The sequence below is a fragment of the Guptibacillus hwajinpoensis genome, from assembly GCF_020524165.1.
GTDB classification, from domain to species: Bacteria; Bacillota; Bacilli; order Bacillales; family Guptibacillaceae; genus Guptibacillus; species Guptibacillus hwajinpoensis_D.
In genome coordinates, this window is record NZ_JAIVKU010000004.1 from 203,939 (window position 1) to 218,374 (window position 14,436).

Below are 14,436 nucleotides of genomic sequence, written 5' to 3' on the forward strand. Positions count from 1 at the left end.
TGCTTTTTACTTCTTCTTTACTTTTCCGCCCCATTTTTTGAAGCCGCCTTTTAACTGATAAAGGTCCTTGATCCCGTGTTTTCTAAGGATGCTTGCAGCGCGAGCTACAATAATTCCGTTGTAATCATACATATAGACTGGCTGGTCTTTGCGAATTTCTTTAATACGCATTTTAAGTTGACTAACAGGAATATTTCTTGCGCCGAGAATATGGCCGTTATCAAATTCGTTTGGTTCACGAACATCAATCAGTTGGGCTTTACGATAGCCTGCTCGGAATTCTTCCTCCGTTAACGTTTTCAAATTCCTTTTTTGTATGTAGCGAGTAATGACAACATACACAATGATCGCGACGAGTAATGCGATAATCCATTCCATATACTTTGTTACACCCTTTCAAGTAAAATCGACAACCTTAAGTTTACACGTCTTTGCTCCTTTCCGCAAAAGAAAAAAAGAATTTTTGTGTAAATAATCAATGCCGAGTGGGGACTCTCCACTTTTTCTAATACATTAGTTGAAAGGGAGAGAAAAGTCTTTACTAGAGCAATCTTACTTGGCAAATAGTTGAGAGTGTTCATTGGTCATCCATTTTCACCTCTGCTAGAATAGGAGAGGTGTTAGAAATTAACTGTGATAAAGGAGTACCGATAATGAAGCAATGGGCATTTATTGATTCAGGAGAACGTTCTCCAGCTTATAACATGGCCTTAGATGAAGCGTTATTGAAATGGCACAGTGAAGGTGCCATACCACCAGTTATTCGATTTTACGGTTGGGATCCCCCAACTCTATCAATCGGGTACTTTCAGCGTATTGAACGAGACATCGACATGGAAGCCGTGGATAAACATGGATTAGGCTTTGTGAGACGGCCTACAGGAGGGAGAGCTGTCCTTCATGATAAAGAAGTTACATATAGCGTTATTGTCTCTGAAGATTATCCTGACATGCCATCAACAGTAAGAGAAGCGTATCGAGTTATTTCGGAAGGCTTATTGATTGGTTTTCAACAACTCGGATTAAATGCTTACTTCTCTGTTCCTGAAACTGAGGAAGAGAAAGAGGAGCTCCGGGCGCCGAGGTCTGGTGTGTGCTTTGATTCTCCCTCTTACTATGAACTTGTTGTAGAAGGAAGAAAAGTGGCCGGAAGCGCTCAAACACGTCAGAAAGGCGTTATTCTTCAACATGGTTCGATCTTGCTAGATATAGATGAAGATAAGTTATTTGATTGCTTTAAATTTAAAAATGACCGTATTCGTGAACGGATGCAAAGAGGATTCAGAAACAAAGCAGTTGCCATCAACGCTCTTCGTGATACTCCTGTATCCATTTCGGAAGCGATAAAAGCTTTTTATGATGGATTTCAAAAAGGTCTTGGAATTGAGCTAGTCCCGTATGAATTATCATCAGAGCAAGAAGCTTATGTAAACCAATTGGCGTTGGAAAAGTATGCAAATAAGGAGTGGAATTTTAGTAAATGAGCACCTTCTCTGGGTGCTTTTTCCTATTGACGAGAGAGGAACAAATGTTCTAAAGTTATCTTTGTTGTAAGAATGAGTCACTTTTTTCTTTAAACATAAAGTTTCATTGAAAGACAGAATGTGGATAAATGCGCAATAGACAAAATTCGTCTTTTTTCTCTGTTCTCGTAATGCAATCTTGATATATCGGGTAAAATCTTTAAATTTCACTCGATTTGAAAGTTGACAAATCGATAAGGTATCCGTTGTTTTACTATATGTAGTATTGGGTAAAGAATTCTGAACACTATATATGGTTAAAAATGATTGTCTGCGTCATGGACATGTGCTACTATTAATCAAGACGATTTATAACAGTTACATACATCTAGAGTTGCTCTTATATGTATAAATGTCGAAACGGAGGGGTTTATATGACAATACAAACCAATGAAAAAAGAAGGTCCATTAACATTGAACAGCTGAATAAAGATATTGAGATGTTTGCGCAAGTGCATCCAATTACAGAAGAAATGCACCTTAGTCACAAAGGTGTAAGTCGTCTTGTCATGCTAGATCGCTATGCCTTTAAAGACACAGAGAAAAAGACATTACAAAAAGGTGATTTTGTTGTTTTAACCATTAAGGAAGATCCGAAATTTCCAGCTAGAGGTCTCGGGTTTATTGAACAACTTGATCTAGCGTCAAAGAAGGCAACTGTTGCTGTTCATGAAGACTACGTAGGCGTACTAGATACAGAGGAAGAGAGAGAATCTGGATTGATTGTGCGCTCATTGGACGTTATTGAAAAGCCTCTAGAAGTTTATTATGAGCAAATTGCACGAAGGAACGCTCGCGGTTTAGCAGATGTGGAGAAGACGGATGGGGAGAAAACATATTGGGAAGATCGTTTTTATAATGAACTATCTTCAATGAACTTTGTTCCGGCAGGCCGAGTACTATATGGTGCAGGTGCTGACACAGAAGTAACGTATTTTAACTGCTATGTGATGCCTTTCCCACAGGATTCAAGAGAAGGCATTTCAGAACACCGCAAACAGGTTATGGAGATTATGAGTCGTGGAGGCGGGGTAGGAACAAATGGATCAACGCTTCGTCCAAGGAACACTCTTGCAAGAGGCGTTAATGGAAAGTCCTCGGGATCCGTTTCATGGCTTGATGATATTGCGAAACTTACACATCTTGTAGAACAAGGCGGATCACGCCGTGGGGCACAGATGATCATGCTTGCAGATTGGCATCCTGATATTATCGAATTCATCATTTCAAAAATGCAAAACCCACGTATCCTTCGTTTTCTTGTGGAAAACACAAAAGACGAGCAAATTAAAAAGCTTGCAGAAGATAAACTGAAATTCACGCCTCTTTCTGATGCAGAAAGGTCGATGTACCAGAGCATTTTAAATTATCGGAGTATCCCTGGTACAGGTGGTTTTGAAGAAAAAGTAATGCAAGACGCACAGGAGAAATTAGCGACTGGTGGTACGTATTCTGTTCATAATCCAGATTTCTTAACTGGGGCAAATATTTCAGTTTGTCTAACGAAGGATTTCATGGATGCAGTGGAAAACGATGCTGAGTATGAGCTGCGCTTTCCTGATGTAGAAAACTATACGAAAGAACAAATGAGTTTCTACAATGAGAACTGGCATGAATCAGGTGATGTCCGTGATTGGAAAAAACAAGGATTCCCTGTAAGAACGTATCGTAAAGTTCAAGCAAAAGAGCTTTGGGATCTTATCAATATTTGTGCAACATACTCTGCAGAACCAGGAATTTTCTTTATTGATAATGCAAATGAAAAAACAAACGCGACATCTTATGGACAAAAAGTGGTAGCAACGAATCCTTGTGGAGAACAGCCGCTTGCGCCTTATTCAGTTTGTAACCTTGCTGCTGTAAATCTTGCTGAAATGGCAGATAAAGAAACGAAAACAGTTGATTTCGAAAAATTAAGAGAAACTGTTGAAGTAGGCGTAAGAATGCAAGATAACGTTATTGATGCAACGCCTTATTTCTTAAAAGAAAACGAAAAACAAGCTCTAGGTGAGCGTCGCGTCGGTCTCGGAGTAATGGGTCTTCATGATTTATTGATCTATTGTGAAACAGTTTACGGCTCTGAAGAGGGAAATAAGTTAACTGATCAAATATTTGAAACAATCGCTACAACGGCTTATCGTGCTTCAGTAGACCTTGCTAAGGAAAAAGGTAGTTTCCCGTTCCTTGAAGGCGAAACTCTAGAAGAAACAAATAGGTTACGTGAAGCTTTTGTTAACACTGGGTATATGCAACAAATGCCGAATGACTTACGTGACAGCATCATGGATTATGGCATTCGAAACTCACACCTACTAACTGTAGCGCCAACAGGAAGTACAGGAACGATGGTAGGCGTTTCTACTGGTCTTGAGCCATACTTCTCATTCTCTTATTACCGTAGTGGTCGTCTTGGGAAATTCATTGAAGTGAAGGCGGATATTCTTGCTGAATATTATGAGAAAAATCCAGAGGCAAATACAGAAAAGCTACCAGAATGGTTTGTTTCCGCGATGGAACTTGCTCCTGAAGATCATGCTGATACACAATGTGTCATTCAGCGCTGGGTAGACAGCTCGATCTCTAAAACAGTCAACGCACCAAAAGGATATACGGTAAAGCAAGTTGAAGCTGTGTATGAGCGCCTATATAATGGAGGGGCTAAGGGTGGCACGGTTTATGTGGATGGTAGCCGTGATTCTCAAGTTCTAACGCTTAAAGCAGAGGAAAATTCATTCGAGCAGCTTGAATTTGAAGATGGTATGCAGGAAAAGAAACAAGTGGTTCTTGTCGATACGATTACTGATTTGCGCTCAACGGATGTGACAATTGGCTCTGAAGTAGGCAATACGTGTCCTGTCTGTCGAAAAGGGCAAGTAAAAGAAATCGGCGGCTGTAATACGTGTGATAATTGTAGTGCCCAATTAAAATGCGGGCTTTAAGATCGAAGAGTGAAGGATAAACGTTTTCCGTTTGTCCTTCATCTTTTTGTTAGACCCTATTATGTCATTTACCAAGACGATGCTCTTAATAAAAGCAAACGGAACCTTTCCTTGTATCCGCCCATACTATGGTGTATGCTTTTATTAACTGGCTTAAATGGAATAAAAGATGGAGGGAATCCAATGGCCACTACTCCAAGTATGGAAGATTATATTGAACGTATTTATGCACTAATAGACGGAAAAGGGTATGCTCGCGTATCAGACATTGCGGAAGCACTAGAGGTACATCCCTCCTCGGTAACGAAAATGATTCAAAAATTAGATAAAGGTAAATATGTCGTTTACGAAAAGTATCGCGGCTTCATGCTTACTCCCAAAGGGAAAAAGCTAGGAAAGCGACTCGTTGATCGCCATGCTTTGCTTGAACAGTTTCTAGGTGTTATCGGGGTTAATGAAGAGAACATATACGAAGATGTTGAAGGGATTGAACATCATTTAAGCTGGGACGCTATTGATCGAATTGGAGATCTCGTTCAATATTTTGAAGAAACGAATGTACGAGTGGATGAACTTAGAGAAGTTCAGCGAAAAAATGAAGACGCTCACGAGGAACAATCCGAGGTGTAATCGGATTGTTCCTTTTTTAGTGCTATATTCCGGCTTTGTCTATATGAATCAATTTCCTCTTTTTTGTACTAAATCTTACCGTATAAGATTAGGCTTTAATAAGGTCGGAAGGAGGTAAGATCTTGCATATTGACGGAGTGTTTTCAGGTGGGGGCGTTAAAGGAATTGCACTTGTTGGAGCCCTTCAAGCTGTAGAGAAGAAAGGTCTTGCATTTAAAAGAACAGCCGGAACGAGTGCGGGCGCTCTCATTGCAGCATTGATTATGGCGGGATATAACGGTAATGAATTAGAAAGTACGTTACTTGATACAGATTTAACGACATTGTTAGAGAAAAACTCTGGTTTTACCTTTCCGCTACTTCGCTGGCTGATGTTATATTGGAATCTGGGTCTTTATTCAGGCAAAGACTTAGAAGCCTGGGTTGAGGAGTTATTAAAAAGAAAGGGAATTCTAACATTTGGTGATTTACCTGAAGGTTCACTTAAAATCATTGTTTCTGATATTACGAAAGGAAGACTTGTCGTAATACCGGATGACCTTGCTCAATATGGATTCGTACCAGAACAGTTTTCTATAGCTAAGGCAGTGCGAATGAGCGCGAGCTTACCTTTTTTCTTCAAGCCTCAGCCTCTCTATACTATCAATGGGAAAAAACATTATATGGTAGATGGTGGAATATTAAGTAATTTTCCTTTGTGGGTTTTTCAGCCACCCGACAATAAAAAACCACTTAGACCGGTTTTGGGTTTTCAATTGAGTGCTAATTTTAATCAAATGAATGAAAATCACATTTCAAATGCTGTTGATATGTATCAGGCTCTCTTCGAAACAATGAAACGAGCTCATGATGCGCGTTATATTGAAGAGCAAAAAGCTCAAAATATTGTATTTATCCCAATTAATCAGGATCTAACGACTGCTTTTAAATTAGAAAGACAAGGACAGAAAAAATTAATCATGTTAGGTAAGGAGCGTACTTCTCAGTTTCTCAATACGTGGAGGAAAATGCCAGAAATAAAAAGAAAGGGTGGTTGATCGTCAACCACCCTTTCTTTTATTTCGTAATCATACTCTTACATTTAAATCTAAGCCTCTGCTAAAAAATCAAAATTCCCCGTGATTTTAGCACGGCAACAATTTTTAGAATAGAGCTCTATTTTTCTTCTTCCCTTTACGACCTTCAATGACCGTGAAAGGATTTTGTTTCTTATCTTCTTGTAATAAACGCTTTCTAGGCGTAAGTCGTTTGGAAGGAATGACCCTCAGGTGGGAGGCATTTCTTCTAGGTGCAGCTTTTTTCTTTTTCAATTTTGAAGATTGTTTTGCAGCTCTTTGATAGGCAGTTGATTGTTGCCCCATTTTTTTTGCCATCAGTTTTTTGGCAATAAAGATGATCACGACGGCAATGGCAGCAGTGATAAGGAGCTGCTTGAATAGTCCGCTTGGGTCTGTGAATATTTTCCATAAGAAACCAATAGCTGCGAGACCAATAACTAAATAAATCAGAGGTTGAACAACACGGCGCGACAAATGATTCACCTCCTGTTCATCTTTACACAACTTTAGTGCTTGAATCATCTTCCTCTCGTACTTTATCTCGAGAAAGTAGTTCGTTAAATGAGTGGATCGCCACATCTACTTGCTTATCGTCCGGATTTTTAGTCGTTAAGAGCTGAACCCACAATCCGGGATAACCAAGAGCTTTCAGAACTGGAATGTCTCTCACTTTATTTGTTAGCTGAAGAACTTCAAAAGAGACACCAAGGACAACCGGTATTAATGCTACACGATATAGTAACCTTACCCATAATGGGTCAGTGGGAACTAATAGATAAATAAATACGCCAATTACTACTGTGAAAAGAATAAAGCTACTTCCGCATCGGTAATGGAGTCGTGATTGTTTCTGAACATTATCAATTGTAATCGGTAACCCTGCTTCATAAGCATTGATTACTTTATGTTCAGCTCCATGGTACTGAAAAACTCTTTTTACAATGGGGGTAAGCGATATAAAGTAAATGTAGCCAAGCAGTAGAATTAGCTTAATAAAACCTTCAATTAAATTCTGAACTACGTGTCCAGGAAAAATAAACTCAAGTGAAGCAGCAGCAAGCGCAGGTAACAATGTAAAGATAGTTTTCACAAAAGCGAATGAAATAACGCCTATGGCAGCTGCACCTAATAAGAGAGTTAGTTTCGAAGGTTCTTCTTTACCAAGAACCTCCTCATCTTCAGAAGGATCGACATCATAACGCTCGCTAGAGAAGTTCAAATGCTTTGTTCCGTTTCCACTCGCATCAATTATCGCAACGACTCCGCGAATGAAAGGAATTTTTTTTAGCTTTGTTCGAATCGGTTTCGGCTGCTTAGGGACCTCTAGATAATCAATAGAGCCATCCTTTCGCCGAATAGCGGTTACAGATGTATGTTTCCCTTGAAACATGACACCTTCCACAACCGCCTGCCCGCCATATGCAGGCTTATTTGTATCAGACAATATCTCTCACCAACCTATAATATGAAGTAGAATGTTTTGAATCGATTATACTCTAACAAATGTACTTTATACCATTCTACAAGAAATAGGCAAAAACCTCTAGACAAGAGATGCTAATATTCATTTTCCCCAACGATAGCGATTTTAATCTTTTCAATACACAAATTTCTAATAAATAATTTTATCTTCATCAGGAAAAGCTAGGTGCGAGGTGAATGGAATGGAAAAAGAAAAGAAACAAGACTCGAAAGAGAACGAGCAACTTGAACAAAATAAACAAGAACAGCCTCTTTCTTTTACATCAAAAATTGTTACGATAGGAATTGCGGGTGGGCTATTTTGGGGGTTAATTGGCTATCTCACTTATTTATTTAAATTTACAAAGGTTCCACCTTCATTAATACTATCCCCGTGGGCACTTGGAGAATGGAAAAATGAGCAGCTTGGACAATGGATAGGTATTCTTTCAATTGGGCTAATCTCAATCCTTGTAGCTTTTTTGTATAAAGTAACGCTTGTGAAAATCAATAATATGCTTCCAGGGCTTGCATATGGTGTAGTGCTATGGGTGATTGTTTTTTATTTACTTAACCCAATGTTCATTGACCTCCCAACAATTACGAAGCTTGATCGCAATACGATTATTACAACACTCTGTTTGTACTTACTTTATGGCGTTTTTATAGGGTATTCGATATCGTTTGAATATCATGAGAATCAGCAAAAGCACACTTCCTATTCAAACAAATGAAGCTATGGTAGAATGTTCATGGAACATTCTCTTTTTTTTACACAACATAGGAGTCAGATGGTACTTACTAATTATTTGGATCAGGGAGACTTGCATGAAAACATTTTATGTCATTAATGGACCTAATTTAAATCGCCTTGGTAAACGTGAGCCTGGTATCTATGGAAGTGAAACGCTTGAAACATTAGAGCAACGATTGTCTCAATTAGCTAGCGAAAATGAGGCTACTGTTATCTTTCATCAATCCAACCATGAAGGTCAGATTATTGACTGGATTCATGAAGCAGAGAATGCTTCAGGAATTATTCTCAATCCAGGCGCCTTCACACATTATAGTTATGCCATACGTGATGCCATTGCTAGTGTTCCGACTCAAGTTGTAGAGGTGCACATATCAAATGTACATAAGCGAGAGTCATTTCGACATACGTCTGTCATTTCACCTGTTACAGAAGGACAAATTGTTGGGCTAGGGTTAAAGGGTTATGAACTAGCATTGCAGTCATTTTTTTGATTCTAAAGGAGGACGAAGTTGTGGAACGTATTGAAAATCTACGTCAGTCATTTAAAGAGTATGATATTGATGCGATGTTAATTACCTCAGCAAGCAATCGCAGGTATATTTCGCAGTTTACCGGAAGCTCAGGTGTTGTCCTAATTACTGAGAAAGAGGCGAAGTTTATAACAGACTTTCGCTATGTTGATCAGGCACAGGAGCAAGCAAAGGGTTTTGAAATTGTACAACATAAGGGTCCTATTGTAGAAGAAGTTGCGAAGTTAGCGAATGCACTAGGAGTAAAAAAGCTAGGTTTTGAAGAAACGCAAGTTACATACCAGGTCTTTAAAGCTTATGAAGGCAAAGTTGAAGCTAGTCTTGTGCCTATCAATGGCCTTCTTGAGAAACAACGTATGATTAAAGATTCGAGTGAATTACGCGTTTTGAAAGAAGCTACTGAAATAGCGGATGCTGCTTTTCAACATATTACAAGCTATATCCGTACGGGATTAACAGAACTTGATGTATCCAACGAGCTTGAGTTTTTTATGAGAAAAAATGGCGCAACCTCATCTTCTTTTGATATTATAGTTGCGTCGGGTATTCGCTCAAGCCTTCCCCACGGTGTTGCAAGTGATAAAGTCATTGGAAAGAACGAACTAATCACACTTGATTTTGGCGCTTATTATAAAGGGTATTGTTCTGATATAACACGTACAGTGGCTGTTGGAGATCCTGGCGAAGAGCTTAAAGGTGTTTATCACACAGTCCTTGAAGCTCAGCTTAAGGCAATGGAAGAGATTAAGCCTGGAATGAGCGGCAAAGAAGCAGACGCAATATCCAGGGATCTTATTGCAGCCAAAGGGTATGGCGACTACTTTGGTCATACATTGGGTCATGGTGTTGGTCTAGAAGTACACGAAGGCCCAGCGCTTTCAACAAAATCTGATACAGTGTTAGAACCGGGTATGGTTGTGACCGTTGAACCAGGTATTTACCTCTCTGGTAAGGGCGGAGTACGAATAGAAGATGATACAGTCATCACCGAGACAGGAAATGAGACATTGTCTCATTCCACTAAGGAATTGCTGATTCTCGGCGAATAATGAAAGTGAGGGACTACTTATGATTTCTGTTAACGATTTAAAAACTGGTCTTACGATTGAAGTGGATAATGGGATCTGGACAGTAATGGAATTTCAGCACGTAAAACCGGGTAAAGGAGCAGCTTTCGTAAGAACAAAGCTACGCAACCTTCGTACTGGTGGAATTCAAGAAAAAACATTCCGTGCTGGAGAAAAGGTTTCAAAAGCTCATATTGAAAATCGTAAAATGCAATATCTTTATGCAAGTGGAGATATGCACACATTTATGGATACAACAACATATGAGCAAGTGGAACTTCCTACAGAGCAAATTAATTATGAACTTAAATTTCTGAAGGAAAACATGGAAATTTCGATTCGCACCTATGGTGAAGAAACTATTGGTGTGGAATTACCGAACACCGTTGAACTTGTCGTTACTGAAACTGAACCTGGTATTAAAGGAGATACAGCTTCAGGGGGTACAAAGCCAGCAACTGTTGAAACTGGTTTAACTGTTCAAGTGCCTTTCTTTGTAAACCAGGGAGATGTTCTCATTATCGATACTTCTAAAGGTGAATATGTGTCCAGAGGTTAATCATTGTGAAACCGCTCTGTTAGAGCGGTTTTTTTTGATGAAAATAATGAGTGATTACTCACTTTACTATCAGAAAACTCGTGTTATAATAATAGTGAGTAATCACTCATTAGGAGGGATCATATGAAAACTTTTCCTGTTCAAGCTCAGGTAACGAAACGATATGGCAATACAACCATTCTAGACAATATTAAAATGACACTTAACAAAGGTGAGATATTTGGTCTTCTTGGCCCCTCTGGATCAGGGAAAACCACATTTGTGAAGTTGCTTTGCGGCATTGAAGAGGCTACTGAAGGTAAGGTCATCGTCCTGGATAAGCAAATGCCTGATCTTAATGTAATGAAGCGGATAGGTTACATGGCACAAGCGGACGCTTTGTATGGTGAATTAACCGCTTATGAGAATTTGGAATTTTTTGCAACACTTAGTGGGGTGCGTCGTGGTGAGCAAAAGGATCGCATTTTATCTGCTATGAGGCTAGTTGATTTAGAAAAAGAACTTCAAAAAAGAGTAGAAGATTTTTCAGGAGGTATGAAACGTCGTTTATCACTTGCAATCGCGTTATTACATGATCCTGATATTCTCATACTAGATGAACCAACTGTTGGAATCGATCCTTCCTTAAGACAAAAGATATGGGATACATTCGAAGAACTGCGAAGCAAGGGGGTCCTTATTCTTGTTACTACTCATGTCATGGACGAAGCTGAGAGGTGTTCAAGGCTTGGGATGATAAGAGGTGGCCACTTGATTGCTGTAGGCACACCTGAGGAATTAAAAAACCAAACAGATTCAAAGACAATTGAGCAAGCATTTCTATCGTATGGGGTGCAAACAAATGAGAATTAATGCAGTGGTAAAACGTATATTGAAGCAGTTTATTCATGACAAGCGAACAATGGCCTTAATGATTGTTGCTCCAATCCTTATTTTAACGATGTTATCCCTCGTGTTTAACGGAGAAGATCTTGAGTTGAAAATTGGCGTTCTAAATATACCTGATCAGCTCGTTGAGAAAATGGAACAGCATGCTATTGTTAAAAATGTTCCTTCAGAAGATGCTATTGAGTCACTATTGAAAGAAGATTATGATGCTGTAGTTGAATTTAGCAACGAAGAAAAGAAGCTATATCTTGAGGGGAGTAATCCTTCTATTAATCGAGCAGTCATTGAGCTCGTTAAAAATAGTGCGACGAAAAGTGACGAAAAAGTTAATATGAATATATCTTATTTATTTGGATCCGGTGACATGACATCATTTGATCATTTTGGTCCAGTACTGGTTGGTTTCTTTATTTTCTTTTTTGTATTTTTAATTGCAGGTGTTTCTTTCTTAAGAGAGCGAACTCAGGGCACGCTGGAACGTGTTTTAGCTAGTCCTATTAAACGGTGGGAGCTCGTCATTGGGTATGTGATCGGTTTTGGATTATTTACAATGGTCCAATCAGCGATCATCGCCCTATACAGTGTGTACGTAATTGATTTAAAGATGGAAGGCTCATTCTTTTATGTGCTGCTTATTACGCTCATGCTAGCATTGAGTGCCTTAACTTTAGGTATTTTACTTTCATCATTTGCAAAGAATGAGTTGCAAATGATTCAATTCATACCACTTGTTGTTGTACCACAAATCTTCTTTTCTGGATTATTTAACCTTGATACGATTTCAAATTATTTAAGTTGGATTGGTCCCTTAACTCCTTTGTATTATGGAGCGGATGCTCTTAGAAATGTTATGATTAAAGGACAGGGATTAACAGATTTGTGGATTGATTTACTTGTATTATTCGGATTTTCAATTACTTTTATGATTTTAAACATCTATGCACTAAAAAAACACCGACGCATTTAGAATCAGGGGGAGCTTATGAAAAAGACAGAAGAAGGTACAGATTGGCTTTTTGATGAAGAGGTGAGCGAGTCTGGTGATTTAACAGAAAAACAAAAGCGTATCGTGAAAGCGGCGGTTGAGATGTTTCAGGAAAAAGGGTTTTCAGCCTCCTCCACAAGTGAAATTGCCAGGCGTGCGGGAGTAGCAGAAGGCACAATATTTCGCCATTATAATACGAAAAAAGACTTGTTGCTCGCTATTGTTACACCGGTTATGAGTCATCTTGTCGCTCCTTTCATCGTAAAAGATTTAGACAAAGTATTAAAATCAGATTATGAGCATTACGAAGATTTCCTTAGAGCTGTTGTGAAAAATAGGCAGACGTTCATTCGTAAGCACCTCCCGATTGTAAAAATTCTCATTCAGGAAATTCCTTTTCATCATGAACTTCGCACGCAATTTATTGAGCATGTTGCAACGGACTTGTTTGATCGGTTTGAAAAAGTGATTATACATTTTCAAAAGAAAGGTGAAATAATTCAGATCCCCCCTTCCTCTGCGATTAGACTTTCCATTACAGCTATTCTAGGTTTCTTTCTTGCAAGATATATTATGGTGCCTGAACGTGAATGGGACGATGAGAAAGAGATCGAACTGACAGTTCAATTTATATTAAACGGCTTAAAACAATGACCACCCAGCATTTGGGTGGTTTTTTTTGATATATAGGCAAGAGGCATTGTTATCCTCTTCTGAATTTTAGGATGTCATCATAAGTTGTACAAACAATCTGTGGAGGTTTGAAATGATTCATTCCATTCTCGTGATGGGGTTACTTCGCCTACTATCTGGTGTAGTCGAGCTGATTGCAGCCGTTTTAATTCTTGTTATTCATGATCTTAAAACAGCTATGATCATCAATGCTATTTTAGCCGTTGTAGGTCCCATTATACTCGTTACAACGATGACAGCCGGGCTAATCGGTCTAGCGGGAGATCTATCAATTACGAAAATTCTTTTGATTATGGTAGGTGTAGGATTTATTTTAATTGGCACTCTGTCATAGATTTGGTAGAGACATAATTCAATCTTAATAGGAATAGTAGTGTAGAGAGAAACAAGCCTGGAGAGGAGGGACATTCGTGGAAGAAGCTCTTCGCGTGCTTCCGGAAAATGTAAAGAAAATTTTGCAAGAATACACTGAGTTGGAAAGATCGACGATTGAAGAAATTCGAATGCGCATCAACCGTCCGCTCGAAATAATGCTAAACGGTAAACCGAATTTTCCTCTCTTAAACGGACAAACGTACTTTATTTCAAAAGATGATGCTTCACAAATGATAAATAAACTTAGTCATTACTCATTGTATGCGCTAGAAGAAGAGTTGAAAAAAGGATTTGTGACGATCGAAGGCGGACATCGCGTTGGTCTTGCAGGAAAAGTCATTACCTTAAATGGGAATGTAAAAGCCATTCGAGACATTGCGTCTTTTAACGTAAGAATTGCAAAACAAAAGCTTGGTATAGCTGTACCGCTCGTATCATATCTTTATGCAGGGGGATGGACAAATACAATTATCTTAGGACCGCCACAGTCCGGTAAAACGACGATGCTTCGTGATTTAACTCGAATTATGGCTGAAGGCGATCACGTTAGAAGAATTCCATCAGCCAAAGTTGGTATTGTTGATGAACGATCTGAAATTGCTGGTTGTGTGCTAGGAATTCCCCAACATCGACTTGGAGACCGTGTTGATGTTCTGGATGCTTGTCCTAAAGCAGAAGGAATGATGATGATGATTCGATCCATGAGTCCAGAAATATTAATCGTTGATGAAATTGGTCGAAAAGAAGATAGTGAAGCCATATTTGAAGCGATAAATGCAGGAATTAAGCTTGTTGTAACTGTTCACGGAACGAGCATGGATGATTTACACCGAAGGCCAAGTATGCAAGGTTTAGTCAACTCTGGATCTTTTGAACGAATAGTCGAACTGTCACGGAAAGATGGTCCAGGAACGATTCATGCGATCAAAGATAAAACAGGTAAGGAAATTCGACGTAAAAAGGTGATCTAG

General features: G+C 39.0%; 16 protein-coding genes. 13 read left to right on the forward strand and 3 right to left on the reverse strand.

The genetic code is table 11. The features are described from left to right. Positions 1-6: 6 nt before the first annotated feature. Positions 7-378, reverse strand: a complete 372-nt coding sequence (locus LC090_RS08090; protein WP_098444188.1) for a rhodanese-like domain-containing protein — start codon at positions 376-378, stop codon at positions 7-9. A 275-nt stretch (positions 379-653) separates the two neighbouring features. Between LC090_RS08090 and LC090_RS08095 the strand changes: the two genes are divergently transcribed. The 4 genes from LC090_RS08095 (at position 654) to LC090_RS08110 (ending at position 6,129) form a co-directional block, all read left to right on the forward strand. After that, entirely contained in the window at positions 654-1,484 is an 831-nt protein-coding gene (locus LC090_RS08095; protein WP_255648063.1) for a lipoate--protein ligase family protein, read from the forward strand. Positions 1,485-1,897: 413 nt separating this feature from the next. Further along, a complete protein-coding gene (locus LC090_RS08100; protein ID WP_226656993.1) occupies positions 1,898-4,462 on the forward strand; it encodes a vitamin B12-dependent ribonucleotide reductase in 2,565 nt (854 codons plus the stop codon). 183 nt (positions 4,463-4,645) lie between these two features. After that, on the forward strand, positions 4,646-5,092 hold the full coding sequence (mntR, locus tag LC090_RS08105) for a transcriptional regulator MntR (RefSeq protein WP_226656995.1): 447 nt from the start codon (positions 4,646-4,648) through the stop codon (positions 5,090-5,092). A 122-nt stretch (positions 5,093-5,214) separates the two neighbouring features. Then, positions 5,215-6,129: a patatin-like phospholipase family protein gene (locus tag LC090_RS08110; RefSeq protein ID WP_226656997.1), complete on the forward strand. Its 915-nt coding sequence runs from the start codon at positions 5,215-5,217 to the stop codon at positions 6,127-6,129. Positions 6,130-6,234: 105 nt separating this feature from the next. On the opposite strand, the gene LC090_RS08115 is transcribed toward LC090_RS08110, so the two are convergent. After that, entirely contained in the window at positions 6,235-6,624 is a 390-nt protein-coding gene (locus tag LC090_RS08115; RefSeq protein ID WP_226656999.1) for an SA1362 family protein, read from the reverse strand. A 22-nt stretch (positions 6,625-6,646) separates the two neighbouring features. After that, entirely contained in the window at positions 6,647-7,594 is a 948-nt protein-coding gene (locus LC090_RS08120; protein ID WP_226657001.1) for a DUF1385 domain-containing protein, read from the reverse strand. Between the two features lie 220 nt (positions 7,595-7,814). On the opposite strand from LC090_RS08120, the gene LC090_RS08125 reads away from it, so the two are divergent. The 9 genes from LC090_RS08125 (at position 7,815) to spoIIIAA (ending at position 14,436) form a co-directional block, all read left to right on the forward strand. Next, positions 7,815-8,345, forward strand: a complete 531-nt coding sequence (locus LC090_RS08125) for a YqhR family membrane protein (RefSeq protein ID WP_226657004.1) — start codon at positions 7,815-7,817, stop codon at positions 8,343-8,345. 94 nt (positions 8,346-8,439) lie between these two features. Further along, entirely contained in the window at positions 8,440-8,859 is a 420-nt protein-coding gene (gene aroQ, locus LC090_RS08130) for a type II 3-dehydroquinate dehydratase (protein ID WP_226657006.1), read from the forward strand. A 20-nt stretch (positions 8,860-8,879) separates the two neighbouring features. Then, a complete protein-coding gene (locus LC090_RS08135; RefSeq protein WP_226657007.1) occupies positions 8,880-9,947 on the forward strand; it encodes a M24 family metallopeptidase in 1,068 nt (355 codons plus the stop codon). A 19-nt stretch (positions 9,948-9,966) separates the two neighbouring features. Further along, positions 9,967-10,524, forward strand: coding sequence for an elongation factor P (gene efp / locus LC090_RS08140; RefSeq protein ID WP_226657008.1), 558 nt, complete (start codon positions 9,967-9,969; stop codon positions 10,522-10,524). Between the two features lie 123 nt (positions 10,525-10,647). After that, complete coding sequence (locus tag LC090_RS08145; protein ID WP_226657009.1) at positions 10,648-11,376, forward strand: ABC transporter ATP-binding protein; 729 nt, start codon at positions 10,648-10,650, stop codon at positions 11,374-11,376. Next, complete coding sequence (locus tag LC090_RS08150) at positions 11,366-12,379, forward strand: ABC transporter permease (RefSeq protein ID WP_226657010.1); 1,014 nt, start codon at positions 11,366-11,368, stop codon at positions 12,377-12,379. Before LC090_RS08145 ends, LC090_RS08150 begins: the two co-directional genes overlap by 11 nt. Positions 12,380-12,394: 15 nt before the next feature. Continuing rightward, positions 12,395-13,051: a TetR/AcrR family transcriptional regulator gene (locus tag LC090_RS08155; protein ID WP_226657011.1), complete on the forward strand. Its 657-nt coding sequence runs from the start codon at positions 12,395-12,397 to the stop codon at positions 13,049-13,051. 112 nt (positions 13,052-13,163) lie between these two features. Then, a complete protein-coding gene (locus LC090_RS08160; RefSeq protein WP_226657012.1) occupies positions 13,164-13,424 on the forward strand; it encodes a DUF2619 domain-containing protein in 261 nt (86 codons plus the stop codon). A 76-nt stretch (positions 13,425-13,500) separates the two neighbouring features. Next, positions 13,501-14,436, forward strand: a complete 936-nt coding sequence (spoIIIAA, locus tag LC090_RS08165) for a stage III sporulation protein AA (protein WP_226657014.1) — start codon at positions 13,501-13,503, stop codon at positions 14,434-14,436.

Bases quoted from the DNA above. Each gene is read 5' to 3' on its own strand.
- LC090_RS08100 (WP_226656993.1), top strand. From the start codon at position 1,898: ATGACAATACAAACCAATGAAAAAAGAAGGTCCATTAACATTGAACAG.
- LC090_RS08095 (WP_255648063.1), top strand. From the start codon at position 654: ATGAAGCAATGGGCATTTATTGATTCAGGAGAACGTTCTCCAGCTTAT.
- LC090_RS08145 (WP_226657009.1), top strand. From the start codon at position 10,648: ATGAAAACTTTTCCTGTTCAAGCTCAGGTAACGAAACGATATGGCAAT.
- LC090_RS08160 (WP_226657012.1), top strand. From the start codon at position 13,164: ATGATTCATTCCATTCTCGTGATGGGGTTACTTCGCCTACTATCTGGT.
- efp (WP_226657008.1), top strand. From the start codon at position 9,967: ATGATTTCTGTTAACGATTTAAAAACTGGTCTTACGATTGAAGTGGAT.
- aroQ (WP_226657006.1), top strand. From the start codon at position 8,440: ATGAAAACATTTTATGTCATTAATGGACCTAATTTAAATCGCCTTGGT.
- LC090_RS08090 (WP_098444188.1), bottom strand. From the start codon at position 378: ATGGAATGGATTATCGCATTACTCGTCGCGATCATTGTGTATGTTGTC.
- mntR (WP_226656995.1), top strand. From the start codon at position 4,646: ATGGCCACTACTCCAAGTATGGAAGATTATATTGAACGTATTTATGCA.
- LC090_RS08155 (WP_226657011.1), top strand. From the start codon at position 12,395: ATGAAAAAGACAGAAGAAGGTACAGATTGGCTTTTTGATGAAGAGGTG.
- LC090_RS08150 (WP_226657010.1), top strand. From the start codon at position 11,366: ATGAGAATTAATGCAGTGGTAAAACGTATATTGAAGCAGTTTATTCAT.
- LC090_RS08125 (WP_226657004.1), top strand. From the start codon at position 7,815: ATGGAAAAAGAAAAGAAACAAGACTCGAAAGAGAACGAGCAACTTGAA.